We start from the raw sequence: 25794 nt of genomic DNA on the forward strand, positions 1-25794 counted from the left end.
CGGCCCCGCCGGAGCCGCCGTCAGGACGGCCAGGAGCCCGTCGCCAGGAACACCTCGATGGTGCGGGCGTAGGGCCCGATCTCCAGGCCCTGGGCGGCCAGCCAGTCGTCCGAGTAGTACTTGTCGAGGTAGCGGTCGCCGGGGTCGCAGAGCAGGGTGACGACGGATCCCGTACGCCCCTCGGCGACCATCTCCGAAACGATCTTCAGGGCGCTCCACAGGCCGGTACCGGTCGAGCCGCCCGCCTTGCGGCCGATCGCCGTCTCCAGGGCGCGTACGGCGGCGACGCTGGCCGCGTCCGGGACCTTCATCATCCGGTCTATGGCACCGGGCACGAAGCTCGGCTCCATACGGGGCCGCCCGATGCCCTCGATACGGGAGGCGGTGGTGCAGTGGGTCGAGGTGTCGCCGGTGAGCCAGCCGTCGAAGAAGCAGGAGTTCTCCGGGTCGGGGACGCAGACACGGGTGTCGTACTGCATGTAGTGGACGTAGCGGGCGATGGTCGCGGAGGTGCCGCCGGTGCCCGCGGTGGCCACGATCCAGGCCGGCTCGGGGTAGCGCTCCAGCCGCAGCTGCTGGTAGATCGACTCGGCGATGTTGTTGTTGCCGCGCCAGTCCGTGGCCCGTTCGGCGTAGGTGAACTGGTCCATGTAGTGCCCGCCGGACTCGGCGGCGAGCCGGGCGGAGACCTCGTAGACGGTCCGCGGATCCTCGACGAGATGACAGCTGCCGCCGTGGAACTCGATCAGACGGGTCTTCTCCCGGCTGGTGGTGGCCGGCATCACCGCGATGAACGGCACCCCGATGAGGGAGGCGAAGTACGCCTCGGAGACGGCCGTGGAGCCGCTGGAGGACTCGATGACGGGCTTCCCGGGGCGGATCCAGCCGTTGCACAGCCCGTAGAGGAAGAGCGACCGGGCCAGGCGGTGCTTGAGGCTGCCGGTGGGGTGCGTCGACTCGTCCTTGAGGTAGAGGTCGATGCCCCACTCCTCGGGCAGCGGGAAGCGCAGGAGGTGGGTGTCGGCGGTGCGGTTGGCGTCCGCCTGGACCTTGCGTACGGCTTCCTTGAGCCAGCTCCGGTAGTCCGGATCCGAATGATCGACATCGACGGTCGGCATCGGGGCCGGGGCGGGGGCCCCGGCCGCGGTCTCGCGGCCGGACCGGCCCTGCGGCTGCTGTGCGGTGCTCACGGGTGCTCTCCTCGGGTGGTGGGAAAGCCCGTGCGAATCGCCGGGCCGATTCCGACTATAACCACCCTCCGCACCCTTCTCACCTGCATAAACATCACTTTGGGAGACCCCAAGGAGGCCCTGGGGCGGGCTCGTCGCGCGCCCCGTCGACGTCACCGGACGCCGACGGCACTGGTGCACCGGGCACGGGTGACGGCACACTTCTCCCAAGGGGCGGCGGAGTCCCGCACGGGGGCGTGGAGTCCGGCAAGGGGCGACGGAGTCCCCCACGGGGCGGTGGAGGGCAGCTGCCCGTCTCACCGAGGAGGTACCGGCCATGGCGGAGCCGGAGTTCAACGCGACCGGCGTACGGATCGAGCGCTGGCTGCGGTCACTGACCCGCGCCGGGCAGGTCGTCATCAGGGACGGCCGGGTGGCCCTGCTGACCAGCTACGGCACGGAGATCGACAGCGCCCCGGTCCAGGCCGTACAGGCCCACCGGCCGCTGTTCGCGGCGCGGGACCGGGCACTGGCCACGCTCAACGGGCACCGCTATTCGCTCACCCTCGGCGCCCCGGAACTCTTCCTCAAGGCCGTTGAGGCGGCGCGTCCACAGCACCCCTGAACCGCCCGCCACGACCGGGCTGTTTGCAGTTGCGGGAGCACACCGCCTGACTGACCCTGGACTCGTATCACTGAGGGTTCACCAGCGGTGACACTGCGGTGTAGTCGGCGCGTCGGCATCGCTGGATCCGATCTTCGCCCCTGCCGGCACGGAGGGGCGCCCGGCCTCAGCAGGGAGTCGTGGTCGTGATCAGGCAGCCCAGCAGGCACTGCACGGTGAAGCTCCAAGCCGTCCCGGCGCGCATCGGGCATGTGCGAAGAATCGTCTCGGCGCAACTGCGGCACTGGCACCTCGACGCCCTGGTGGACCCCGCCGCGCTGGGTGTGACCGAACTCCTGGCCAATGTCCACCGGCACGCCCGCCCCAGCAAGTACTGCACCGTCGAACTCTACGCGCTCCTCGGCCAATTGACGGTCTCGGTACACGACGAGGACCCGCGACTGCCACACCTGCGGACCGCCGGCGACTGGGAGACCTGCGGCCGCGGCCTGGCGTTGATCGCGGCGCTCAGTCAGAGCTGGGGGGTGCGCCCGGAGAGCAACGGCAAGGCCGTGTGGTTCACCCTCCCGGCCCTGACCCCCACCCCCGGGGAAGTCCGCGCGGTCCGTGCGGACGGAGATCCGCTACCGCGGGAGAGCGCCCGTCCGGCCGCCGTCGCGGCGACCGGCGCGGCGGCGACCGGCGTGGCGAGCGACTGACGCGGCGAGCGACTGACGCGACCGCTCCTTGATCACTGTAACTACTGGTATGTACAGTGGGGTCATGAGCACCGAGGAGAAGCCCGGCGGACCGGAACAACTCGCCATGCCGGAACAGCTCGGCACACGCGAACGGCTGGTGCGGAGCACCCAGGAACTCCTGTGGGAGCGGGGCTATGTCGGCACCAGCCCCAAGGCGATCCTGGAGCGCGCGGGCGTAGGCCAGGGCAGCATGTACCACCACTTCTCAGGCAAGCCCGACCTCGCGCTGGCGGCGATCCGGCGCACCGCCGAGGAGATGACGGCGGCCGCCGAGACGTGCCTGACGACGCCCGGTACGGCGTACGACCGAGTCGCGGCCTATCTGCTGCGCGAACGAGAGGCGTTGCGCGGCTGCCCCATCGGGCGGATGACGCAGGACCGCGACGTGGTGCGGAGCGCCGCACTGCGCGCGCCGCTGGACGAGATGTTCGGCTGGCTGAGGGGGCGGATCGCCGACGTCCTCACCGAGGGACAGCGGCGCGGCGAGCTGTCCCCGGAGCTGGATCCGGCGGCGACCGCCGCGACCGTCGCGGCCGTGGTCCAGGGCGGCTATGTGCTGGCCCGTGCGGCCGATGCCCCGGGTCCCTTCGACGCAGCCATCCAGGGCGTACTGGCCCTGCTCTCCGCCCAGTCGACCGCAGCCCGCCCCACCGCCACCGCCACCGCCGACTGACCGTCACGGTCCCCCTCCCCCACTCCTCCCCGCCCTCACGTACGGAGCCCCCATGCCCATGCACGCCATGCAGTACGCCATCACCCTGCCCGCCGACTACGACATGCGGATCATCCGGCACCGCGTGAAGTCCAGGGGCCACCTCCTGGACGACTTCGAGGGGCTCGGCCTCAAGGCGTACGGAATCCGCGAGCGCGGGACCGATGGCTCACCCGTCAATCAGTACGCGCCGTTCTACCTGTGGGCCGATCCGGAGGCCATGAGCCGCTTCCTCCTCGGAGACGGATTCCGCGGCCTGGTCCGTGACTTCGGGCGGCCGGTGGTACAGCACTGGCAGGGGCTGTACCACCGGTCCGGACCGGCCGCCGGGGCGCTTCCCGGTACCTTCACCCGGCGGACCGAGACGCTTCCCGAGGGCGCCGACGTGGCCGCCGCGGTCGCGGACGCGGTGGTCACGCACGAAGAGCTGGCCGCGGCGGACGGGGTGCACACCACCGCGCTGGGCATCGACCCCCGGCACTGGGAACTGGTCCACTTCACGCTCTGGGCGGACGGCGCCGCGCCACGGTCCGCGGGCGACCGCTTCCAGGTGCTGCATCTGTCCGCCCCCGGTGCGGGGCGGCCGGCCGCGGAACAGCAGTGCTGACGGCGGCCTCCGCAGGCGGGCGCGCCGGCCCCGCCGCAGCCACCGTCCGTACGGTCCTGGGCGACATCCCCCCGGCCGCCCTCGGTGTCTGCGACGCGCACGACCACCTCTTCCTGCGCAGCCCCCTGCTGCCCGGCCAGGAGCTGGCCGACCCCACGGCCGCGGCAGCCGAGCTGGCCGCCTTCCGCGCGGCCGGCGGTGCCGCCGTCGTCCAGTGGACGCCGTACGGCATGGGGCGGGGCGCCGCCGAACTCCCTCGGCTGGCAAGGGAGTCGGGAGTACGGATCGTCGCCGCCACCGGGCTGCACCAGGCAGTGCACTACGCGCCGGAGGCGCTGGACCGCCTCCGTCCGGATCCAGCCGCGCTGTTCGTCGCCGAGCTGACCGAGGGGATCGGCGGCACCGGCCCCCGAGCCGGGATGATCAAGGTCGCCGGAGGGTTCCACGGCCTGGACCGGCACGCCCGGTACACGATGGCCGCGGCCGCCGAGGCCCAGCGGGCGACCGGTGCGGCCATCGGCGTCCACCTGGAGCTGGGGACCGGCGCCCTGGACGTACTCGACCTGCTCTGCGGGGAGTTGGCGGTACCGCCGGACCGGGTGATCCTGGGCCACCTCAACCGCGCGCCGGATCCGGTGGTGCACCAGGCGGCCGCCGAGGCAGGCGCCTATCTGGCCTTCGACGGCCCCTCCCGGGCACACCACGCGACCGACTGGCGGCTGCCCGACGCGCTGACCTCGCTCGCCGACGCGGGCTTCGGGGACCGGATCCTGCTCGGCGGGGACACCACGACGGCCGACGCCCGGCCGGTCAACGGCGGCCCCGGAATGCCCCATCTGCTGCGTGGCCACCGGCAGCGGCTCGAACGCGCCCTGGGCGCCGAGCTGGTGACGCGGTTTCTGACCACCAATCCGGCAAGGGCGTTCGCCGCCGCGTGGCCGGAGACCTCTCCACAGCCGGGCGCCTCCCCCCAGCCGGAGGCCTCTCCGTAACCGGGACCCCCTCCGCAGCCGACAGCCGCCTCGACGGACTACTGCTACTGCTACTGCTCCAGCACCACCAACGGATCGTCCAGCACCGGCTGCCAGGCCAGCTCCCCGGCGCCCACCAGACTGTTGTGGTCGAGGCTGCACGGCAGTATGGGCACACCGCCACTGCGCCCCCACAGGCTGCGGTCGGCGACCACCGCGCGCAGCCGCTCCGGATCGGCCTCCAGCAGGGCGCGGTGCAGCCCGCCGAGGATGATCCGGTCGGGGTTGAGGATGTTGACGAGTCCGGCGATGCCGAGGCCGAGGCGGTCGATGAGCAGATCGGCCGCGGAACGGACGCCCGGGTCGGCGTACTCGTTACGGAGCAGATCGGCGGCCTGCTGGAGCAGCGAGCCCTCGGGGCCCGGTGCGCGCCCGGCTGCGACGAGGAACGCCAACGGGTCGGCCTCGACGTCGAGACAGCCGCGGCTGCCGCAGTGGCAGGGCGCGCCCTCGGGGTGGACGGTCAGATGGCCGACCTCCAGCGCCAGGCCGGAACTACCGCTGTGCAGCCTGCCGTCGAGCACCAGCGCCCCGCCGACGCCCCGGTGGCCGGAGGCCACGCAGAGCAGGTCGCGGGCGCCCCGGCCGGCGCCGTGCCGATGTTCGGCGAGCGCCATGAGGTTGACATCGTTGCCGGTGAAACCGATCGCCTCGGTGACGCCCGGGATGCCGGCATCGGCGAGTGCGCGCAGGAAGAGGGCGCGTACGGGAGCGCCCGAAGGCCAGGCGAGGTGCAGCGGGTTGAGGGCCTCCCCGTCGGGCTCGGCGACCGCGGAGGGCACCGCGAGCCCGGCACCCAGGCAGCGCCGTCCGGTCTCGCGCAACAGGTCCGATCCGGCCGCGACCACGTCGGCGAGGGCGTGGGCCGGGTCGGCGGGGGTGGGTTCGCAACCGCTCCTCGTGGCGACGATGCGGCCCCCGAGACCGACCAGCGCGACCCGGAACCCGTCGGCGTGGATCTGCGCGGCGAGCACCACGGGCCCGTTCGCGTCGACGGACAGCCGGTGGGAGGGGCGCCCCTGGGAGCCGGCCGAGGCGGTGGGCCGGGAGTCGACGGTGATCAGGCCGAGGGATGCGAGCTCGGCGGCCACCGCGCCTGCGGTCGCACGGGTCACGCCGAGTTCGGTGGTCAGGACGGCGCGGGTGGGCGCGCGTCCGGTGTGTACGAGTTCCAGTGCGGGACCGAGGGCGCTGCGGCCTCGCTCCAGCCTGGTGGTCCGAGTCTGGGTCACCCCTCTATTCTGACTTTGTGTCGCCACTGAACAAAACACATGGGCCGCATTACGGGGCGACACCACCGGAGGGCCGCACCGCGCACGGGGCGGTACGACGGCCAACGGCAGTGCCCGCAAAGGCGATTGTCAGTGGCGGCTGGCACACTCGGCGGCATGGAGATCACCGAGTTCATCGAAACACTGCGCCTCGACGGAGGCCTGCTCGCCGACGCCGCCGAGGAGGCGGGGCCGGACGCCCCTGTTCCGGCCTGTCCGGAGTGGCGGATGCGCGATCTGGTCCGCCATATCGGGCGGGTCCACCGCTGGGCGGCGGAGATCGTGACGCAGGGGGCACAGCAGCCCAGCCGCCCCGCCGAGGCGCCCGATCTCGCCGACGAGGAACTGGTCGGCTGGCTCCGCGAAGGCCACCACCACCTCGTCCTGGCGCTGCACTCCGCCCCGCGGAACCTGCGGGCCTGGTCGTTCTGGCCCAGCTCGTCCCCGCTGACCTTCTGGGCACGCCGACAGGCACACGAAACCTCGGTGCACCGCGCGGACGCCCAGCAGGCGGCCGGCGCCTCCCTCACCCCACTCCCCTCCGCCTTCGCCGCCGACGGCGTGGACGAACTCCTGACGGGCATTCACCATCTCGACCGCAGCGGTCTGCGCACGAACGTCCCCCGGACGCTCCAGGTCCGCGCAACGGACGTCCCCGGCGCGGAGTGGACCGTCCACCTCTCCACCGCCCCGCCGCGCGCGATCCGCACTCCCCCGCCCGGCACTGGCACTGGCACTGGCACTGGCACTGGCACTGGCACTGGCACTGGCACTGGCACTGGCAGCAACGCTTCCGCGTCGGAAGCCGGAAAGCCAGTCGACTGCACCTTCGAAGGCCCGGCCGAGCAGCTCTACCTCACCCTGTGGAACCGCCTCCCCTGGGACGCGCTCAAGATCACCGGCGACGCGACACTGGCCCAGCTATGGCAAGAGCACGGGGGCGTGTAGGCACCGGCGCCCCGACGCGGCGGGCGCAGCGCGGAGGTCAGGGCAAGTATCCGAGCCCGGCACCGGCCCCGGGCAGGTCAGGGCCGGTGCGGCCACCGGGTTCAGGCCCGGTCCAGTGTCTCCAGTGCCCGCCGGGCCAGGGAGTTGGTGCGCGTGATCTCCGCGAGCGTGGTCGTACCGCGGGTGATCTTCGCGAAGGCCTGCCAAGCCGGACGGAGGGTCGTCACCGCGGCGTGCATCAGCGCGGGGCGGCGGGAGAACACCTTGAGCATCCGGCGACCCACGCCCATCTCCACACCGAGGCCGGCCTTGATGGCGGAGGCGTAATGGAGGGCCTGACGGCGGGCGTCCACCGCGTCGTGTGCCTCCGCAACACGGACCGCCGACTCCCCGGCCAGCCGCCCGGAACGCAGCGCGAAGGAGATGCCCTCCCGCGTCCAGGGCTCCAGCAGTCCGGCGGCGTCGCCGCACACCAGCACCCGGCCACGGGACAGCGGCGAATCATCGGCACGGCAGCGCGTCAGATGCCCGGACGAGACGCTCGGCTCGAATCCGGCCAGGCCCAGCCGACCGATGAAGTCCTGCAGGTAGCGCTTGGTCGCCGCGCCCTCGCCGCGCGCCGAGATGACGCCGACGGTGAGGGTGTCCCCCTTGGGGAAGACCCAGCCGTAGCTGCCGGGGATCGGGCCCCAGTCGATGAGCACCCGGCCCGCCCAGTCCTCGGCGACCGGCTGCGGCACCGGAATCTCCGCCTCCAGCCCGAGGTCGACCTGGTCGAGCTTGACGCCGACGTGTGCCCCTATGCGGCCCGCGCTGCCGTCCGCGCCCACCACGGCGCGGGCCAGCACCACCTCGCCGTCGCCCAGGACGACCGCGACCGTGCGCCGGTCGGGGACCTCGGCGCCGTGCTGCTCCACCCTGGAGACCGTGACGCCGGTACGGACCGTGGCCCCCGCGTCCTGGGCCGACTCGACCAGCCGGGCGTCGAACTCAGGGCGGTTGATCAGCCCGAAGAGCATGTTCTTGGAGCGGCGGGTACGGGTGAGCCGTCCGTTCAACGAGAACGTCACGGCGTGCACCCGGTCGCGCAGCGGCAGCTCGAAACCGGGTGGCAGCGCGTCCCGCGACGGGCCGATGATGCCGCCGCCACAGGTTTTGTAGCGGGGCAGCTCCGCCTTCTCCAGCAGCAGTACCCGACGCCCCGTACAGGCCGCGGCATGTGCGGCCGAAGCGCCCGCCGGCCCCGCGCCCACCACCACGACGTCCCACACCCGCTGGTTGTCCTCCGTTGCCCGCTCGCTGCTCACCTGTGCTTCTGCTCCCGTTCGAGACCGGCTTGGCGTACCGCCCGCATCCTACGGGCCGCCGCCGCGCGGACGGCCTGTGGGAAGATTCGGAGGATCGGGGGACACGGATATCCGTCGAGGTGGCCCCTGATCCGGCCCTGCCGGGAGTCCCGGTACGGGAGCCCGGTCCGCGAGCCCGGTCCAGGAACTCGTTCCGGAAGCCGCGCCCGGGGCCCTGCCCGGGAGCCACGCCCTCCGTCCGGCCGTCCGGCTCACGAGGCAGGACGGCCGTACCGTCACAACGCCGCGCCCACAAGGAGCGTTCCATGTCTGACAGCCCGCTCGCGCGCACCGTCGCCGCGCTGCAGCCCCGCGCCAGGACCGAGCTGGCCGAGCTGGTGGCCTTCAAGTCGGTGGCCGACCCGGCCCAGTTCCCCAGGAGCGAGTGTGAGGCGGCCGCCCGCTGGATCGTCGACGCCCTGCGTGCGGACGGCTTCCAGGACGTGGCCCTGCTGGACACGCCGGACGGCACGCAGTCGGTGTACGGCTTCCTGCCCGGCCCGGCCGGTGCCCCGACGGTGCTGCTGTACGCGCACTACGACGTGCAGCCGCCCCTGGACGAGGCGGCCTGGGACTCCCCGCCGTTCGAGCTGACCGAGCGCGACGGCCGCTGGTACGGCCGCGGCGCCGCGGACTGCAAGGGCGGCCTGATCATGCACCTGACGGCGCTGCGCGCCCTGAAGGAGCACGGCGGCATACCGGTCAACGTCAAGATGATCGTGGAGGGTTCGGAGGAGCAGGGCACCGGCGGCCTGGAGCGGTACGCCGAAGCGCACCCGGAGCTGCTGACGGCCGACACGATCGTCATCGGCGACACCGGCAACTTCCGGGCCGGACTGCCGACGGTGACCTCGACACTGCGCGGGATGACGCTGGTGCGGGTCCAGGTGGACACCCTCGAGGGCAATCTGCACTCCGGCCAGTTCGGCGGCGCGGCCCCGGACGCACTGGCGGCGCTGATCCGGATCCTCGACTCGCTGCGCGCCGAGGACGGTTCGACGACGGTGAACGGGCTGACCGCGGACGCCACCTGGGAGGGCCTGCAGTACCCGGAGGAGGACTTCCGGAAGGACGCCCGAGTCCTGGACGGTGTCGGGCTGATCGGCAACGGCTCGGTGGCGGACCGCGTCTGGGCCCGGCCGGCGGTCACCGTCATCGGCATCGACTGCCCGCCGGTGATCGGCGCCACACCGTCCGTACAGGCCGGTGCGCGGGCGCTGGTGAGCCTGCGGGTGCCGCCGGGCACCGACGCGGCGGCGGCGACGAAGCTGCTCGCCGCGCACCTGGAGAACGCCGCTCCGTGGGGTGCGCGGGTCACGGTCGAGCAGGTCGGCCAGGGCCAGCCGTTCCGCGCGGACACCAGCAGCCCGGCCTATGCGGCGATGGCGGCGGCGCTCCAGGAGGCGTACGACGGCGAGGAGATGCAGACGGCCGGTATGGGCGGCTCGATCCCGCTGTGCAACACGCTGGCCCGGCTCTACCCGGACGCGGAGATCCTCCTGATCGGCCTCAGCGAGCCGGAGGCGCAGATCCACGCGGTCAACGAGAGCGTCTCACCGCGGGAGCTGGAACGCCTGTCACTGGCCGAATCGATCTTCCTCCAGAACTATTCGCTGCGCTCGGCTTGATCCCCACGTTTCGCTGCGCTCGGCTTGATCCCCACGTTTCGCTGCGCTTGGCTTGATCCCCACGTTGTCGGCCGTCCCGCCGTACCTTCCGGTTTCGCCGTGGCGCCTGCGGCGGGCGTGGGTTGTTCGGGCGCGGGTCCGCTCCTCCGGACTTCGTCCTGCGGAGCGGCCCCTCCCGGGAGTGGGAGGAAAAACGGTGAGTGGGGGCGTGCGTGAGTGGTCCACTGCCCGCAGACGATCGGCTACACACACCCCCACCGGTCTTCTTCCACCCACCCACGGGAGGGGGCGCACCGCAGGACGCCAGTCCGGAGGGGCGCACCCGTGACGTACAGCCCCGCGCAGCGGCAACAGCCCGCCGCCAGGCGAAACGGCGGGACAGCCAAGAACAAACGGGGCGCCGCGACGGGCGCAACGGCGAAACGGAAGGTACGGCGGGAAAGCCAAAAACGTGGGAAGCAAGCCAAGCGCAGCGATTAGCCAAGCGCAGCGGACGGAACGCCCGCCTCCAGATGCAACGGACACCCCCGCTCACGGGCCCGCAGGGCCCACCGTAGGCGGTTCCAGCGGACCGGGGGCAGCAGCTGTGCGGCCTCGGCCTCCGTGACGAAGCGCCAGTCGCGCAGTTCGGAGCCGGGCAGGAGCAGCTTGCTGATCCGGTCGTCGGTCAGGGTGCCGCCGTCGTAGAGCAGCCGCAGGCCGCCGAAGCCCGGGGGGTTGGGTGCCTCCCAGTCCAGTACCAGCAGCCGGGGCGCGTGCGGCAGCTCGATCCCGAGTTCCTCGGCGACCTCCCGTACGCCCGCGTGGGCGGGGGCCTCACCGCGTTCGACGATGCCGCCGGGGAATTCCCAGCCGGCCTTGTAGGTGGGGTCGACGAGCAGCACCCGGTCCTGGTCGTCGAAGAGCAGGACACCGGCGGCGAGCGTCTCGGCGGTCGGCTCGGGCGTCTGCACGATGTCGCAGGCACCGGCGCCGGTCCGGATGGCGTCGGCGACCCGCTCGGCGGTCTGCCGGGGGGTCAGCCGCGTGGTGTCGACGACATGCGCATCGCCCTGGAGCCACGCCAGCGCCTCGGCGTACGGGCCCAGGTGTTCCAGGCTCCAGCGGCGATCGGCCGCGTGGGCCTCGGGATCCCCGGACTGCTCCGCACGGTGCGCTATACGCTGCCGAAGGATCGTTTCCTCCGCATGCAGCAGAACGTGGCGTACAGGTATCCGGCGGGCGGCGAGGGAGCCGAAGATCTCATCGCGGTACTCCTGGCGCAGCAGCGTCATCGGCGTCACCAGGGGACCGGGCACCTCAGTGAGCAGCGCCGCGGCGGTGTCCACGACCATCCGCCGCCAGGACGGCAGGTCCTGAAAGTCGTCGACCTCCTCCAGTCGCTTGGCCGGTAACATCAACCGCAGGCCGGTGCCGAGGAGTTCAGGGTCGTAGAGCGTGCTTCCGGGAAGCAGGTCGAGCAATTCATGAGCCGCACTGGTCTTGCCCGCACCGAACGTGCCGTTCAGCCAGACGATCACGGTTTCCCCTCTTCCCTAGACCCAGGTGAGTTGCCCGCAACACCCTGCCACGGAAACGCTCGGGACCACGGGCCGCGCGCATGACCGGGAACGTTGCGCATTCGATCACCGGCCCGGCCAGGGAGGCTTCCCGCGCCCATGGCCGCGCCGGTCGTGAAATGCATCGCGAGGAGGAGGCCGGTCTCGCATCCCCCGCCGCGAAGTCCCCGGCAAACAAGCGCTCCCCCACCCCTCCCGTACCGAAACCCTCACCCGCATACCCGGTGCTTGTACCCGCGTTGGCGTGCGGGAATCCGCATATGACCGCGGCTCATCGCGCGGTCTACGGTCGCCGCCCCACGCGCTCGTCATCCCTTGTTCGCGCCCGGTGCCGGACCGGCGGGAAAATGCCGCCGCAGGGGTGGGAAGGGCAGGTCCCGGAGGAATATCGCGCCGGAGGACCGGACATCCAGGGTGCGTATGACGGCCGGTGGGACGAAAAGCAGAAGCCGAGCCGCTGTTCATTCCTGCCTGGTCCCAGGAGAGAATCGGGGGCGAATTAGCCGGGCGACAAACCCGACGGTCATGAGACGGTCATGAACCGCAATAGGCCGTGGCGGTCCGTCGGCCAGAACTGCGGGCGGACCGTGACGAGAGGCTGACCGCCCCCACCCGCCGCGTTCGGCTGCTGGGTCACCTCATGTACGGCAACTGCGATAACCAAGGGGTGGACACCGAGCAGCGGTACCGCACCGCGCGGGATGCCCCGAAGGCCGACGGCGGCCCGTCGTCCACAGCATCCGCGCATGGGGCGAGAACGAGCCCCGGGAGTGGTCACCGGACGTAGGACATCTGCGGCGCACCACCGGGGACATCGGTGACGCCGCAGCGGTCAGCAGACGGGCAGGCCGGGAACGGGCTGGTCGTTCGCCCCGCCCTTGAGATAGACAACGCTCACATAGACCCCCGTGTTCCCGCTGTCGTCATCGGTCTTGGCCCACCAGACATTGGTCCACTTCCCATACGTCTCACGGCGGCCCAGCTTCGCCTGGCAGAAGAAGTAGTTGGTGCCCATGTTGAGGGTGCCGACCTGTTGGAAGGACTGGGTGTACGAGTTCGTGGTGCGCCACACATCGCAGTTGGTCTTGCCGCCGCCGATGGCCACACACGAGGTCGACGGGGTCGGGTCGCCGCCGCTGCCACCGGTGGCGGTGCCGTCCCCGGAGCCCCCGGAGCCGCCGGACCCACCGCCGTCCGCACCCCCGGAGCCGCTGCCGCCGCCGCTGCCACCCGTACCGCCGCCGCTGCCGTCGCCGGAACTCCCGCCCGCGCCACCGGGCTTGGGGGCCTCGGACGCCCCGCCGTCCGAGGGCGGGCCCGAAGGGGATGGCGAGGTGCTCCGTCCGCCGGCCTGCCCCGCCGCGCCATCCCCCTTGTCCTCGCTGCCGCCTTTGCCCGTGCCCTTGTCCTTGTCCTTGTCCTTGTCCTTGGCATCGTCGTTACCGGTGGCCGAGTTCGCCGTCTCCGGGCCACCGGATGTCGCCGGCGACGTGCCCGACTCTCGTCCGCTGTTCGCGGCGGTATCGCCGGGGCCACCTCCGACCAGCGCGTACGTCACACCGCCGCCGACCGCGAGCACGGCGAGCACCGCGGCGACCGCCGGCACCACCCGACGACGCCTCCGGGCGGGCCGCGACGCCGGATCGGGGTGCGACGCGGTGGCGGAGGGCAGCGCGGTGGCCGGAGTCGGTGTGGCCGGAGTCGGTACGGAGGCAGGGGGTGGCGTGGAGGCAGGGGGCGGTGTGGAGGCAGCGGCAGCGGTTGGCGCGGAAACGGGCCGGGGGCCGAACGGCTGGGGCGGAGTCGGCGGCGCGGGGACCGCCCGTAGATCGGTCGCCGTGGGCAGATGCGGTGCGCCGGGCGACGGCATCGGGCTGGGCTCACGCCCCTCGGCCACCGCCTGCAGCAGGCTCCGGGCCGCCGCGGCGGACGGCCGGTCGGCCGGGTTCTTGGCCATCAGGGCGTGCAGCACGGGCGTGAGCGGGCCGGCCCGCCGGGGCTCGGGCAGCGGCTCGGTGACGATCGCGGTGAGCGTCGACCACACCGACGTACGGCGGAACGGCGCTTCGCCGCCCTCGACCGCCGCGTACAGCGTCATGCCCAGCGACCAGATGTCCGAGGCCGGGCTGGGGTCCTGACCCTGGGCGCGTTCGGGCGGCAAGTAGTCGAGCGAGCCGACCAGTTCGCCGCTGCGGGTGAGGTGGGTGGTCGCGCCGTCGCCCGGGGCCTCGATGCTGGCGATACCGAAGTCGGTGAGCACCACGCGCCCTCCCCCGGGGCCTGAACGGTCCGGGCGGTGCCCCCATCCGTCGAGCAGGATGTTGCCCGGCTTCACATCGCGGTGCAGTACGCCGACCTGATGGGCGGCGTGCAGCGCGTCCATCACCTGGGCACCGATCCAGGCGATCTCCCGGGGGCCGAGGTCGCCCTCCGCGAGGGCGTCGTCCAGCGACGGCCCGTCCACGAGCTCCATGACGATGACCGGCCGGCCGTCCTCCTCGAGGACGTCATGGACGGTGACCACGCCGGAGTGCCGGATCCGTGCGGCGGCCCGCGCCTCGCGCTTCATCCGGGTACGCAGATCGGCCAGTTCGGGGGCGGAGGCGTCGGTGTAGGCCCGCAGGACCTTCACCGCGACCTCACGGCCCAGCACCTCGTCGACGGCGCGGCAGACCACGCCCATGCCGCCGCGCCCGATCCGCGCGGTCACCCGGTACCGGCCGCCCAGCACCCGGCCGGTCAGATCGGCGTCGGTACCGCGCCGGGGCCCACTCGCGGCGGCGGCCACGGGCACCTCGTCACGCTCGGGCACCTCGTCACGCTCCGGCCCGCTCACGCCACCGGCCTCTTCCGCCCCGTGCTCCTCGTGCTCCCCCGATGTCACCGTCGCCGTTCCCCCTCGATGCCGGTATCCCTGCCGGTATGTCGCGTTCCGCCGTGCTGTGTTACGTGGTGCCGTGCCGCGGTACGCCGACTGTCGCGTAGATGTCGGTGCGCGACAGCCGTCGGGCGTGGGGCGCGGCCGACACCAGACTACGGGGCGCGCAGGGGCCCGTGGTGGCGTCAGGGTGCGGGCACCACGGCATCGAGACGGGACTGTTGTGCGGCGGCCGCGGCACCCACCACTCCGGCGTCCGTGCCCATTTGGGCGGGTACGACCGTCAGGTCCGAGACGAAGGACAGCGTCGCATAGTCGCGCAGCGCCGAACGCAACGGGGCGAAGAGGACATCGCCCGCGCCCGCGACCCCGCCGCCGATCACCGCGATATCGATCTCGACGAGCGTGGCGGTGGCGGCGATACCGGCGGCCAGCGCCTGGGCGGCTCGCTCGAAGGAGCGTAGGGCGACCGGGTCTCCGGCACGCGCGGAGGCGGCGACGGCCACGGCGCTGGTGTCCCCGTCGGGGCCCGGCAGCCAGCCGTCGGCCAGCGCCCGGCGGGCGATGTTGGGGCCACTGGCGATCCGTTCGACGCAGCCGCGGGCCCCGCACGGGCAGAGGTCACCGTCCAGGTCGACGCTGATGTGGCCGATGTGCCCGGCGTTGCCCGTGGGACCGGGGTGCAGCCGCCCGTTGAGAACGAGCCCACCACCCACGCCCGTGGAGACCACCATGCACAGCGCGTTGGCATGCCCGCGCGCGGCGCCCTGCCAGTGCTCGGCCGCGGTCATCGCGACACCGTCTCCCACCAGCACCACCGGGCGCCCCCCGACCAGCGCCCGCACCCCGGCGACCAGCGGGAAGTCGCGCCAGCCAGGGATGTTGACCGGGCTGACCGTGCCGGCCCTGGCGTTCACCGGGCCCGCACTGCCGATACCGACCGCCGTCACCCGCGCCCACTCCGGCCCCGCTGTCAGCTCCCTGAGCACCTCGGCCACCGCGCGCATCACCGTCGCCCCGTCCCTGTCGGCGGGCGTGGGTCGGGCAACCCGGGCGATCAGTCCGCCGTCAGCGTCCACCAGAGCACCGGCGATCTTGGTACCGCCGATATCCAACGCCGCGGTGAGGTCCGTCTGCATCGGTGTGACATCTCCTGGTGGGCCCGGGGGCCGGGGGTGGCGGCCGGCGTGAGGACGTCAGTCTTCCCCCGATTGACAACGTTGTCTAGAGGCTATGCTCGACGCCACACCCCGATGCCGAGAGAAACGGGACCGCACACCGTGACCGACACCGCGCGGGGCACCTCCCGCCGCTATGGCACCCGGCCCACGATGAAGGATGTCGCGGCGCGCGCCGGGGTCGGCCTCAAGACGGTCTCGCGCGTGGTCAACGGCGAAGCGGGTGTCACCCCGGACACCGAACGGCGCGTCCAGGAAGCGATCACGGCCCTGGGTTTCCGCCGCAACGATTCCGCCCGGATCCTGCGCAAGGGCCGTACGGCCAGCATCGGCCTCGTGCTGGAGGATCTCGCGGACCCCTTCTACGGCCCGCTCAGCCGCGCCGTCGAGGAGGTCGCCCGCAGCCACGGCGCCCTGCTGATCAACGGCTCCAGCGCCGAGGACCCGGCCCGCGAACAGGAGTTGGTGCTCGCGCTCTGCGCGCGCCGGGTGGACGGCCTGGTGGTCATTCCGGCCGGCGACGACCACCGGTACCTCGAACCGGAGATCGCGGCCGGGATGGCGACCGTGTTCGTGGACCGCCCGGCCGGCCGGATCGACGCCGATGCCGTGCTCTCCGACAACTTCGGCGGCGCGCGGGACGCGGTGGCCCATCTCATCGCGCACGGCCACCGCCGGATCGGCTTCATCGGTGACCAGTCGAGGATCCACACGGCGCAAGAACGGCTGCGCGGCTATCGCACCGCAATGGCCGCCGCCGGTCTGCCCGTTGACGGCTCCTGGATCTCGCTGGGCGCCACCGACCCGGACCGCGTACGCGCCGCCGCCTCCGCGATGCTGGACGCCCCCGAGCCGGTCACCGCGCTCTTCGCGGGCAACAACCGCGTCACCGTGACCGCCGTCCGCGTACTCGGCGCACACCCGCGACCGGTCGCGCTCGTCGGCTTCGACGACTTCGAACTGGCCGATCTCGTCCGGCCCGCGATCACGGTCGTCGCCCAGGACCCGGCCCGTATGGGCCGCACCGCCGCCGGACTGCTCTTCCGCCGCCTCGACGGCGCCGCCGAGCCGCCGCGCAGCGTGGAGATCCCTACGCGTCTGATCGCACGGGGATCCGGGGAGATCCCTCCGGCCCCCGGATCCTAGGGCGCCGCTGACGGGGCAGGGCAGGGCCTAGGCCAGATGCTGCGGACGCGCGAGCGCGTCCAGGTCGGTGCGGGTCAGACCGGTCCGCCGGGCGACCTCGGCGAGGTCCACGGCGCCGCAGTCCAGGCCGCGCAGCAGATAGCCGGACAGGGCCTTGGCCGTGGCGGGTTCGTCCATGACATCGCCGCCGGTCCTGGTCACATACGCCGCGAGCCGGGCCGCGGCCTGCTCCAGGCCCTCGCGGTAGAAGGTGTAGACCGCGGCGTAGCGGGTGGGCAGGTGGCCGGGGTGCATGTCCCAGCCCTGGTAGTAGGCGCGGGCCAGAGAGCGGCGCACCAGGCCGTGGTGCAGCCGCCAGGCGTCGTGGACCTGAGCGGTGGAGCCGACGGGCAGGACGTTCGTCGAGCCGTCGGACAGCCGGACGCCCGTGCCCGCGGCGGCCACCTGCATCACGGCCTTGGCGTGATCGGCCACCGGGTGCTCGAGGGACTGGTGGGCGGCGCTGACGCCGCAGGAGGCGCTGTAGTCGAAGGTGCCGTAGTGCAGGGAGGTGGCGCGGCCCTCGGCGGCCTCGATCATGCGGGCGACGGTGGCGCGGCCGTCGGCGCCCAGGATCGACTGGGTGGTCTCGATCTGGATCTCGAAGCCGATCCGGCCGGGCGCCAGGCCGCGCGCCTTCTCGAAGGCCTCCAGCAGCCGGACCATGGCGGTGACCTGCTCGGCGTAGGTGACCTTGGGGAGCGTGAGGACCAGGCCGTCGGGCAGTCCGCCGGCATTCATGAGGCCGGTGAGGAAGATGTCCAGGGTGCGGATGCCGCGGTCGCGGACGGCGGCCTCCATGCACTTCATCCGGATGCCCATGTACGGGGCGGCCGTGCCGTCCTCGAAGGCCGCGGCGACGAGCGCGGCGGCGCGGGCGGCGTGCGCGTCCTCCTCGGCGTCCGGGCGGAGGCCGTAGCCGTCCTCGAAGTCGATCCGCAGGTCCTCGATGGGCTCGCGTTGCAGCTTGGCGCGTACGCGTGCGTGGACGTCCTCGGCGAGATCGCCGGGGATGCCGAGGACGGCGGCGAACGTACCGGCGTCGGGGGCGTGCTCGTCTAGGGCGGCCAGGGCCCGCTCGCCCCAGGAGCGGAGGGTGCCGGCGGCGAAGTCGTCGCCGGGGACATAGACGGTGTGGACGGGCTGGCGGGTGCCGGGATCGCCCGGGTAGCGCCGCGCCAGGTCGGCGTCCACCGCGGCGAGAGCGGCGCCGATTTCCTCGCGTACGGTGTGCGCGAGACTCGTCGCCGCGGTCTCCTGCTGCCCCATTCGACACCCTCCCGGAGGTCGTCGCTCTTTCCGCTCAGCGGAATCGGCAATCCGTGCAGCGAAGTTATCTGTGCACATTCGGCGAGGTCAACACCCGCCCGCTCCCGTACGGCGAAAACCCCATGGCGCATGACTGCCGCCCAGGTCAGACTCACCCGCATGACATGGACAGCACCCCAGATCACTCGTAGCGACATCCCGGCCGCGACCGGCGAACGGGACATGCTCCAGGGCTGGCTCGACTGGCACCGCGAGACGCTGCTCGCCAAGTGCGCCGGCCTCACCGCGGAGCAGCTCGTCCAGCGCAGCGCTCCGCCCTCCACCCTCACGCTGCTCGGGCTGGTGCGCCATATGGCGCTGGTCGAGCGCAGCTGGTTCCGCGAGCGCTTCGCCGCGGAAGAGCTCGACGACCTCTATGACCTCGCACGGAACATCGACGCCGACTTCGACGACGCCGAGGCGGCGGGCGCGGAGTCCGACTTCGCGACTCTGCGCGCCGAGATCGCGGCGGCCGATGCCGCGGTCGAGGGACGCGGCCTGGACGAGACCTTCCGCCACGAGCGCAGCGGCAAGGAGCTGAATCTGCGCTGGATCTACGTCCACATGATCGAGGAGTACGCGCGGCACAACGGCCACGCCGACCTGCTGCGCGAGCGGATCGACGGCGCAACGGGGGACTAGGGCGCCGGGCACGCCGAGAGGCCCCGTGCGTGGTGCGCGCGCGGGGCCTCGGGAGACGGCCGACGGGGCTCCGCGGTGGAGCCCAACGGGCTCAGCCCTTGCGGGACTTGACCTCTTCGGTCAGAGCCGGGACGACGTCGAAGAGGTCGCCGACCACGCCGTAGTCGACCAGCTCGAAGATCGGTGCCTCGGCGTCCTTGTTGATGGCGACGATGGTCTTCGAGGTCTGCATACCGGCGCGGTGCTGGATCGCACCGGAGATGCCCGCCGCGATGTACAGCTGCGGCGAAACCGACTTACCGGTCTGGCCGACCTGGCTGGTGTGCGGGTACCAGCCGGCGTCCACCGCGGCGCGCGAGGCGCCGACGGCCGCGCCGAGCGAGTCGGCGAGGGCCTCGATGACCGGGAAGTTCTCGGCGCCGTTGACGCCGCGGCCACCGGAGACCACGATCGCGGCCTCGGTCAGCTCCGGGCGGCCGGTCGACTCGCGGGGGGTGCGCGAGACGATCTTGGTGCCCTTGGAGGAGTCGGCGACGGTCACCGCGAGCTGCTCGACCGTGCCGGCGGCCGGCGCGGCCTCCGGGGCGGCCGAGTTGGGCTTGACGGTGATGACCGGGGTGCCCTTGGTGACACGGGACTTGGTGGTGAACGACGCCGCGAAGACGGACTGCGTGGCCACCGGACCCTCGTCGCCGGCCTCCAGGTCGACGGCGTCGGTGATGATGCCGGAGCCGATGCGGACCGCGAGGCGGGCGCCGATCTCCTTGCCCTCGGCGGAGGACGGCAGCAGCACGGCGGCCGGGGAGACCGCGTCGTACGCGGCCTGCAGCGCGTCGACCTTGGGGGCGACGAGGTAGTCGGAGAACTCGGGCGCGTCGGCGGCGAGCACCTTGACGGCGCCGTGCTCGGCGAGGACCTTGGCGGCGCCCTCGGCGTTCGCACCGAGGTGGACGGCTACCGGGTCGCCGATGCGGCGGGCCAGGGTGAGCAGTTCGAGGGTGGGCTTGCGGACGGCGCCGTCCACGTGGTCGACGTAGACAAGGACTTCAGCCATGGGGTGACACTCCTGCGGGAAGAATGAGGGCGGTGGGGAGAAGGCCGGGCCGTGGATGAACTTCCGGCCCGCGAGGCTGCCTTGGGTCGGGGCTGCCTTAGATGAACTTCTGGCCCGCGAGGAACTCGGCGAGCTGCTTGGCGCCTTCGCCCTCGTCCTTGACGATCGTGCCCGCCGTACGGGCCGGGCGCTCGGCCGCGTCCTCGACCTTGGTCCAGGCGCCGTCGAGGCCGACCTCGTCCGCGTCGATCTCCAGGTCGTCCAGGTCGTACGACTCGACCGGCTTCTTCTTGGCGGCCATGATGCCCTTGAAAGAGGGGTAACGCGCCTCGCCCGACTGGTCGGTGACCGACACGACGGCGGGCAGCGCGGCCTCCAGTTGCTCGGTGGCGGTGTCGCCGTCCCGGCGGCCGGTGACCTTGCCGTCGGCGACCGAAACCTCGGAGAGCAGGGTGACCTGAGGGACGTTCAGCCGCTCGGCGAGCAGTGCGGGCAGCACACCCATCGAGCCGTCGGTGGAGGCCATACCGCAGACGACCAGGTCGTAACCGGTCTTCTCGATGGCCTTGGCCAGCACGAGCGAGGTGCCGAGCGCATCGGTGCCGTGCAGGTCGTCGTCCTCGACGTGGACGCCCTTGTCGGCGCCCATCGACAGGGCCTTGCGCAGTGCGTCGTTGGCGTCCTCGGGACCGACGGTCAGGACCGTGATCTCGGCTTCGCCGTCGGCGGCTTCCTTGATCTGCAGGGCCTGCTCGACGGCGTACTCGTCGAGCTCCGAGAGCAGACCGTCCACGTCGTCGCGGTCGACGGTCAGGTCCTCGGCGAAGTGCCGGTCGCCGGTGGCGTCGGGCACGTACTTCACACAGACAACGATCCTCAAGCTCACGCCGGCTCTCCTACCTGCTTCGTCTCTTCAGAACTGCCTTGTGCTGGCAGCATAGGCGCCTGTTGGGGCGGCTCCCGGTCGGATGTGGATCCCCCACGCCCACCGCCATATTACTCGCCAGTACATCCAGTCTCCTGCCCCGAATCAAGGCCGTCCAGATGTGACCTTGCCAACGGCCCGGAACGGGTGAAGCGGGCGCCGCGCAGGAACCTCTCAGTCCCGCAGCGCGTTGAAGCGTCCCTGGTGATAGAGGAGCGGACGGCCGGGTTCCGTGGCGTCGCCGACGACGGCCTGGGCGAGGACGATCCGGTGGTCACCGGCCGGTACCCGCGCCACGACCCGACACACCATCCAGGCCAGGACACCTTCCAGGAGAGGCACGCCCTCGGGGCCGGCCCGCCAGGAGGTGGCGGGACCGAACCGGTCGGCGCCGCTGCACGCGAAGGCGGTGGCCAGCTCCCGCTGGTGCTCGCCGAGTATGTGGACGCCTATGTGCTCGGCCTCGGAGACGACCGGCCAGCTCGACGAGCCGATGCCGATACCGAACGAGAGCAGCGGGGGTTCGGCGGCGACGGAGGTCAGGGAGGTGGCGGTGAAACCGACCGGGCCGGAGCCGTGGGCGGTGATCACCGCGACGCCGGCGGCGTGCCGGCGGAAGACGGAGCGCAGGAGTTCGGGGGAAGCGGTGCGGGGCACGCCGAGGCCGGGCGAGGCCGTCAGGAAATCGGACGAGGCCGTCATGGAGTTGTCCCTCTGATGGCGTTGCCCCTCTGAAGGAATCCTGGACGCATCACGTCAGGCTGACGATGCGTGACCCGCAGCGTCAAGGGAGAGCCGGGATCTGGGAGATCAATCACGGACGGCTTCCCCGAGGGCCGCGATGACATCGGCCTTACGGGGCTGACCCGAGGCGCGGCGTACGATCCGGCCGACCGCGTCGAGGACGAGCACCGTGGGGGTCCGCAGGATGTTGAGCTCCCGTACGAGGCCGAGACGGGCCTCCGCGTCGATCTCGACATGCGCCACCCCCTCGACCATGCCGGCGACCTCGGCCAGCGTGCGGCGGGTGGCCCGGCAGGGCTGGCAGAAGGCGCTGGAGAACTGCAGGAGGGTGGCCCGCTCCCCCAGCTCCGCGCCGATCTCGGCCGCGCCCAGCCGCCGCGCCTCGTCCCGTATATCCCGCTTCCGCACCGTGAGCCTTCCCTTGCGGCGTTGGTGCCACATGCCGAAGACACCCGCCACCACGAGCACTGCGATGCACACCAAGAGTCCAGTCATCTCCGGGTCCAGCGTTCACCGGCCCGGAAAGATTCCCGGTTCGCGCGACCGAAAGCATCGAAAGGACTTCCGGTTCCCCCTCCGTGAGGGTGGTACACCCTCCCGCGGACGGGCCGGTCTGCGGGAGGGTGGGGACATGACTGACGACAGGACTGGCCAAAGGACTGTGGTGGACGTGCGGGGCCCGAGGTTCGGGGCAGCACTGACGACCGTCGTACTGGCAGCCGTGCTCATCAGCGGGAGCGGCCCGCTGCTGGCCGTCCAGGCGGTGATCTTCGCCGTGGGCGCGGTGGCGGGGGTCCAGCGCTCGCCCTACGCCTGGATCTTCAGGGTGGCGGTGCGCCCGCGGCTGTCCGCGCCGACCGATGTCGAGGACACCGCGCCGCCGCGCTTCGCCCAGGGCGTCGGACTCGTCTTCGCGGTGGTGGGCCTCGTGGGGTACGTCGCCGGGCCCCTGTGGCTGGGGCTCGCGGCGACCGCCTGTGCGCTCGCGGCGGCATTCCTCAACGCCGCCTTCGGGTACTGCCTGGGATGCGAGATGTACCTTCTGCTGCGGAGGGCGGCCGGCTGAACCGGTCCCGGGGTGACAAGGCGGCCCGGTCCTCACGTGACGAGAATCTCCCGCCACCGACGCCCTCGACGCTGGCCGCCGCGCCCTCGATGGGGGACGATCTCCCCAAAGCCGCAGTGACGACGGCGTAGGTTTCCGCCGGGAGAACCCTCCCCAGGCATGGAAAAAGGGGTCCCCGGACAATGGCAGAGCTCGTCTACCCGCCCGTGATCGGCGCCGCGCGTACCGTCTTCAAGGCGCTCGACCTGAAATTCGACATCGCCGGGACGGATCACATCCCGAGCCGTGGCGGGGCGGTCCTGGTGAGCAATCACATCGGCTACCTGGACTTCATCTTCGCCGGTCTGGCAGCGCGGCCCGCCAAGCGGCTGGTGCGCTTCATGGCGAAGGAGTCGGTGTTCCGGCACAAGGTGTCGGGGCCGCTGATGCGTGCCATGAAGCACATCCCGGTGGACCGTACGCAGGGGACGCACGCCTACAAGCACGCGCTGTCCGCGCTGCGTTCGGGCGAGATCATCGGCGTCTTCCCGGAGGCGACGATCTCCGAGTCGTTCACCCTGAAGCACTTCAAGTCGGGTGCGGCGAGGCTCGCGCAGGAGGCGGGGGTACCGCTGCTGCCGATGGCGCTGTGGGGCACCCAGCGGCTGTGGACCAAGGGCCACAAGCGCAATCTGGGGCGCAACCACTTCCCCATCACCATCCGGGTCGGCGCGCCGGTCGAGGCCGATCCGGCGGACCAGGCCGAGAAGATCACCGACCGCCTGCGGTCCCGTGTGCAGGATCTGCTGGAGGCGGCTCAGCGCGCGTACCCGGTACGGCCCAAGGGGCCCGATGACACGTGGTGGATTCCGGCGCATCTTGGGGGCACGGCGCCTGTCAGCTAGCCGCTGGGCTTATCCCCACGGTTTTGTCTGCGGCGTCGTACCTTCCGTCTCGCCGTGGCGCCTGGCGGCGGGCGGTGCCGCTGCGCGGGGCTATACGTCACGGGTGCGCCCCTCCGAACTTCGTTCTGCGGTCCGCCCCCTCCCGTGGGTGGGTGGAAGAAGACCGGTGGGGGTGTACGTGATCCCTTGCGTGCCCGCAGTGGACCACTTGCGTACACCCCCACTCACCGTTTTCCCTCCCACTCCCGGGAGGGGCCGCTCCGCAGGACGAAGTCCGGAGGAGCGGACCCGCGCCCGACCAAACCACGCCCGCCGCAGGCGCAACGGCGAAACGGAAGGTACGGCGGGAAAGCCGACAACGTGGGAAGCAAGCCAAGCGCAGCGGACGGGCGCAACGGCGAAACGGAAGGTACGGCGCCGCAGACGACAACGTGGGGATTAGGCCGACCGCAGCTCCTCGCGGAGTGCGGCGAGGAAGCCGTCCACGTCGGCCTCGGTGGTGTCGAAGGAGCACATCCAGCGCACGTCGCCGGCCTGCTCGTCCCAGAAGTAGAAGCGGTAACGCTTCTGCAGTCGTTCGCTGACGTCGTGCGGCAGGCGCGCGAAGACGGCGTTCGACTGCACGGGGTAGAGGATCTCCACCCCGCCGATCTCCCGTACGCCGGCCGCCAGCCGCTGCGCCATGGTGTTGGCGTGGCGGGCGTTGCGCAGCCAGAGGTCCTTGGCGAGCAGGGCCTCCAACTGGACGGAGACGAAGCGCATCTTCGAGGCCAGCTGCATGGACAGCTTGCGCAGGTGCTTCATCGCCCGTACCCGGTCGGGGTTGAGGACCACCACGGCCTCGCCGAAGAGCGCGCCGTTCTTCGTGCCGCCGTAGGAGAGGATGTCGACTCCCACCGCGTTGGTGAAGGCCCGCATCGGGACGTCGAGCGACGCCGCGGCGTTGGCGATCCGCGAGCCGTCCAGGTGCACGACCATGCCGTGCTCGTGCGCGTGGTCGCAGATGGCCCGGATCTCGTCGGGGGTGTAGACCGTGCCCAGCTCCGTGCTCTGGGTGATCGAGACGACCTGCGGCATGGCGCGGTGCTCGTCGTCCCAGCCCCAGGCCTCGCGGTCGATCAGCTCGGGGGTGAGCTTGCCGTCCTCGGTCGGTACGGTCAGCAGCTTCAGCCCGCCGACCCGCTCGGGCGCACCACACTCGTCGACGTTGATGTGCGCGGTGCGGGCGGTGATCACCGCGCCCCAGCGATCGGTCACGGCCTGGAGGGCGACGACGTTGGCGCCGGTGCCGTTGAACACCGGGAACGCCTGGGCGCGCTGCCCGAAGTGGCTGCGGAAGACCCGCTGGAGGTGTTCGGTGTAGTCGTCCCCGCCGTAGGCGATCTGGTGCCCTCCGTTGGCGAGGGCTATCGCGGCGAGCACCTCCGGGTGGGCGCCCGCGTAGTTGTCGCTCGCGAAGCCGCGTATCTCGGGATCGTGATGCCGCCGGGCGTCGGTCTTCGCTCCGGTCACGGCTTGGGGGTCAGCCACAGACGCTGTCCATTCACTTCCTGCGCGGGCCGGCTCCAGACCCCGGCGATGGCCTCGGCCAGCTCCGTGACGTCCGTGAAGCCCGCGAACTTTGCGTTCGGTCGCTCGGCGCGCATCTGGTCGTTGACGAGCGCCTTGACGATCAGGATGGCAGCCGCGGCACGCGGACCCTGCTCGCCCCCCGACTTGCGGAAACCGTCCGCCAAGGCGAGCGTCCAGGCCTCGGCGGCAGCCTTGGAGGCCGCGTAGGCGGCGTTACCGCCGGTGGGCTTGGAGGCACCCGCCGCGCTGATGAGGACGAAGCGGCCGTTTCCGCTGCGCTCCAGGGCGTCCTGGAAGGCGAGGGAGGTGTGCTGGACGGTACGGATCAGCAGCTTGTGCAGGAGGTCCCAGTCCGCCAGGTCGGTCTCCGCGAAGGTCGACGAGCCGCGCCAGCCGCCGACCAGGTGCACCAGGCCGTCGATCCGGCCGAATTCCTTCTCCGTACGGGCTGCCCACTCGCGGGTCTGGTCCAGGTCGAGGAGGTCGACGGTTTCTCCTATCACCGTGGCGCCGCCGTGCGCGTAACGGGCCGCGTCCACGGCCTCCGCGAGCCGCTCGGGATGGGAGTCCGAGCCGACGACCACCGCGCCCGCTTCGGCCAGCCGCAGCAGGGTGGCCCGGCCGGCCGGCCCGGCCGCGCCCGCCACCGCGATGACCGCGCCCTCCAGCGGCCCCTGGCCGCCCGTCGAAGTAACCATCTCCGTCGCCTCCTCGTCCTGGAC

The 25794-nt window shown here is 72.0% G+C and carries 24 protein-coding genes and 1 pseudogene; 12 read left to right on the plus strand and 13 right to left on the minus strand.

Annotated elements, in window-relative coordinates; all coding sequences use genetic code 11:
• Window positions 1-20 precede the first annotated feature (20 nt).
• On the minus strand, window positions 21-1118 hold the full coding sequence (locus ACFY12_RS18780) for a PLP-dependent cysteine synthase family protein (RefSeq protein WP_390717310.1): 1098 nt from the start codon (window positions 1116-1118) through the stop codon (window positions 21-23).
• 388 nt (window positions 1119-1506) lie between these two features.
• Here ACFY12_RS18780 and ACFY12_RS18785 point away from each other — a divergent pair, with 388 nt between their 5' ends.
• The 5 genes from ACFY12_RS18785 (at window position 1507) to ACFY12_RS18805 (ending at window position 4845) form a co-directional block, all read left to right on the plus strand.
• Complete coding sequence (locus tag ACFY12_RS18785) at window positions 1507-1794, plus strand: hypothetical protein (RefSeq protein WP_390716923.1); 288 nt, start codon at window positions 1507-1509, stop codon at window positions 1792-1794.
• 185 nt (window positions 1795-1979) lie between these two features.
• Window positions 1980-2492, plus strand: coding sequence for an ATP-binding protein (locus tag ACFY12_RS18790; protein ID WP_390716924.1), 513 nt, complete (start codon window positions 1980-1982; stop codon window positions 2490-2492).
• Window positions 2493-2556: 64 nt separating this feature from the next.
• A complete protein-coding gene (locus ACFY12_RS18795; RefSeq protein ID WP_390716925.1) occupies window positions 2557-3207 on the plus strand; it encodes a TetR/AcrR family transcriptional regulator in 651 nt (216 codons plus the stop codon).
• A 58-nt stretch (window positions 3208-3265) separates the two neighbouring features.
• Window positions 3266-3853, plus strand: a complete 588-nt coding sequence (locus ACFY12_RS18800; protein WP_390717311.1) for a DUF4865 family protein — start codon at window positions 3266-3268, stop codon at window positions 3851-3853.
• Window positions 3847-4845: a phosphotriesterase gene (locus ACFY12_RS18805; RefSeq protein ID WP_390716926.1), complete on the plus strand. Its 999-nt coding sequence runs from the start codon at window positions 3847-3849 to the stop codon at window positions 4843-4845. Before ACFY12_RS18800 ends, ACFY12_RS18805 begins: the two co-directional genes overlap by 7 nt.
• Before the next feature lie 50 nt (window positions 4846-4895).
• Here ACFY12_RS18805 and ACFY12_RS18810 read toward each other — a convergent pair whose 3' ends face one another.
• Window positions 4896-6116 carry an ROK family protein gene (locus ACFY12_RS18810; RefSeq protein ID WP_390716927.1) on the minus strand — a complete coding sequence of 407 codons (1221 nt, stop codon included), beginning with the start codon at window positions 6114-6116 and terminating at the stop codon, window positions 4896-4898.
• Between the two features lie 156 nt (window positions 6117-6272).
• Here ACFY12_RS18810 and ACFY12_RS18815 point away from each other — a divergent pair, with 156 nt between their 5' ends.
• Window positions 6273-7103 (plus strand): maleylpyruvate isomerase family mycothiol-dependent enzyme, encoded by an 831-nt coding sequence (locus tag ACFY12_RS18815; RefSeq protein ID WP_390716928.1) that lies wholly within the window; start codon window positions 6273-6275, stop codon window positions 7101-7103.
• Between the two features lie 101 nt (window positions 7104-7204).
• On the opposite strand, the gene ACFY12_RS18820 is transcribed toward ACFY12_RS18815, so the two are convergent.
• Window positions 7205-8410 (minus strand): geranylgeranyl reductase family protein, encoded by a 1206-nt coding sequence (locus ACFY12_RS18820; protein WP_390716929.1) that lies wholly within the window; start codon window positions 8408-8410, stop codon window positions 7205-7207.
• Window positions 8411-8715: 305 nt separating this feature from the next.
• Here ACFY12_RS18820 and ACFY12_RS18825 point away from each other — a divergent pair, with 305 nt between their 5' ends.
• On the plus strand, window positions 8716-10077 hold the full coding sequence (locus ACFY12_RS18825) for a dipeptidase (protein WP_390716930.1): 1362 nt from the start codon (window positions 8716-8718) through the stop codon (window positions 10075-10077).
• A 476-nt stretch (window positions 10078-10553) separates the two neighbouring features.
• On the opposite strand, the gene ACFY12_RS18830 is transcribed toward ACFY12_RS18825, so the two are convergent.
• Window positions 10554-11597, minus strand: a complete 1044-nt coding sequence (locus tag ACFY12_RS18830; RefSeq protein ID WP_390716931.1) for an NUDIX domain-containing protein — start codon at window positions 11595-11597, stop codon at window positions 10554-10556.
• A 673-nt stretch (window positions 11598-12270) separates the two neighbouring features.
• Between ACFY12_RS18830 and ACFY12_RS18835 the strand changes: the two are divergent.
• Window positions 12271-12458 (plus strand): annotated as a pseudogene (locus ACFY12_RS18835) (alpha-galactosidase); the annotation flags it as partial.
• Between the two features lie 10 nt (window positions 12459-12468).
• Here the strand turns inward: ACFY12_RS18835 and ACFY12_RS18840 are convergent.
• On the minus strand, window positions 12469-14424 hold the full coding sequence (locus tag ACFY12_RS18840) for a serine/threonine-protein kinase (RefSeq protein WP_390717312.1): 1956 nt from the start codon (window positions 14422-14424) through the stop codon (window positions 12469-12471).
• A 275-nt stretch (window positions 14425-14699) separates the two neighbouring features.
• Window positions 14700-15653, minus strand: coding sequence for an ROK family protein (locus ACFY12_RS18845; protein WP_390716932.1), 954 nt, complete (start codon window positions 15651-15653; stop codon window positions 14700-14702).
• A gap of 141 nt (window positions 15654-15794) precedes the next feature.
• Here ACFY12_RS18845 and ACFY12_RS18850 point away from each other — a divergent pair, with 141 nt between their 5' ends.
• Window positions 15795-16838, plus strand: coding sequence for a LacI family DNA-binding transcriptional regulator (locus ACFY12_RS18850; protein ID WP_390716933.1), 1044 nt, complete (start codon window positions 15795-15797; stop codon window positions 16836-16838).
• 27 nt (window positions 16839-16865) lie between these two features.
• On the opposite strand, the gene ACFY12_RS18855 is transcribed toward ACFY12_RS18850, so the two are convergent.
• On the minus strand, window positions 16866-18146 hold the full coding sequence (locus ACFY12_RS18855) for a DUF6986 family protein (RefSeq protein ID WP_390716934.1): 1281 nt from the start codon (window positions 18144-18146) through the stop codon (window positions 16866-16868).
• Window positions 18147-18305: 159 nt separating this feature from the next.
• Here ACFY12_RS18855 and ACFY12_RS18860 point away from each other — a divergent pair, with 159 nt between their 5' ends.
• Window positions 18306-18827: a DinB family protein gene (locus ACFY12_RS18860; RefSeq protein WP_390716935.1), complete on the plus strand. Its 522-nt coding sequence runs from the start codon at window positions 18306-18308 to the stop codon at window positions 18825-18827.
• A gap of 91 nt (window positions 18828-18918) precedes the next feature.
• Here the strand turns inward: ACFY12_RS18860 and ACFY12_RS18865 are convergent, their stop codons facing one another.
• The 4 genes from ACFY12_RS18865 to ACFY12_RS18880 form a co-directional block, all read right to left on the minus strand.
• Window positions 18919-19881, minus strand: a complete 963-nt coding sequence (locus tag ACFY12_RS18865) for an electron transfer flavoprotein subunit alpha/FixB family protein (RefSeq protein ID WP_390716936.1) — start codon at window positions 19879-19881, stop codon at window positions 18919-18921.
• A 97-nt stretch (window positions 19882-19978) separates the two neighbouring features.
• A complete protein-coding gene (locus tag ACFY12_RS18870; protein WP_390716937.1) occupies window positions 19979-20767 on the minus strand; it encodes an electron transfer flavoprotein subunit beta/FixA family protein in 789 nt (262 codons plus the stop codon).
• Between the two features lie 213 nt (window positions 20768-20980).
• Window positions 20981-21487: a flavin reductase family protein gene (locus ACFY12_RS18875; protein WP_390717313.1), complete on the minus strand. Its 507-nt coding sequence runs from the start codon at window positions 21485-21487 to the stop codon at window positions 20981-20983.
• 129 nt (window positions 21488-21616) lie between these two features.
• Window positions 21617-22045, minus strand: coding sequence for a TlpA family protein disulfide reductase (locus ACFY12_RS18880; RefSeq protein WP_390716938.1), 429 nt, complete (start codon window positions 22043-22045; stop codon window positions 21617-21619).
• Window positions 22046-22181: 136 nt separating this feature from the next.
• On the opposite strand from ACFY12_RS18880, the gene ACFY12_RS18885 reads away from it, so the two are divergent.
• Window positions 22182-22616 carry a DUF4395 domain-containing protein gene (locus ACFY12_RS18885; protein ID WP_390716939.1) on the plus strand — a complete coding sequence of 145 codons (435 nt, stop codon included), beginning with the start codon at window positions 22182-22184 and terminating at the stop codon, window positions 22614-22616.
• 182 nt (window positions 22617-22798) lie between these two features.
• The gene (locus ACFY12_RS18890) at window positions 22799-23500 is read left to right on the plus strand and encodes a lysophospholipid acyltransferase family protein (protein ID WP_390716940.1); all 702 of its coding nucleotides are present in this window, start codon (window positions 22799-22801) and stop codon (window positions 23498-23500) included.
• A 438-nt stretch (window positions 23501-23938) separates the two neighbouring features.
• On the opposite strand, the gene ACFY12_RS18895 is transcribed toward ACFY12_RS18890, so the two are convergent.
• Both ACFY12_RS18895 and ACFY12_RS18900 read right to left on the minus strand, forming a co-directional pair.
• Window positions 23939-25030 carry a threonine aldolase family protein gene (locus tag ACFY12_RS18895; protein ID WP_390716941.1) on the minus strand — a complete coding sequence of 364 codons (1092 nt, stop codon included), beginning with the start codon at window positions 25028-25030 and terminating at the stop codon, window positions 23939-23941.
• The gene (locus tag ACFY12_RS18900; protein ID WP_390717314.1) at window positions 25009-25770 is read right to left on the minus strand and encodes an SDR family NAD(P)-dependent oxidoreductase; all 762 of its coding nucleotides are present in this window, start codon (window positions 25768-25770) and stop codon (window positions 25009-25011) included. The genes ACFY12_RS18895 and ACFY12_RS18900 overlap by 22 nt, the downstream gene beginning before the upstream one ends.
• Window positions 25771-25794 lie beyond the last annotated feature (24 nt).

Origin of the sequence: Streptomyces sp. NPDC001339, from assembly GCF_042895955.1 — a bacterium.
Taxonomy (GTDB): domain Bacteria; phylum Actinomycetota; class Actinomycetes; order Streptomycetales; family Streptomycetaceae; genus Streptomyces.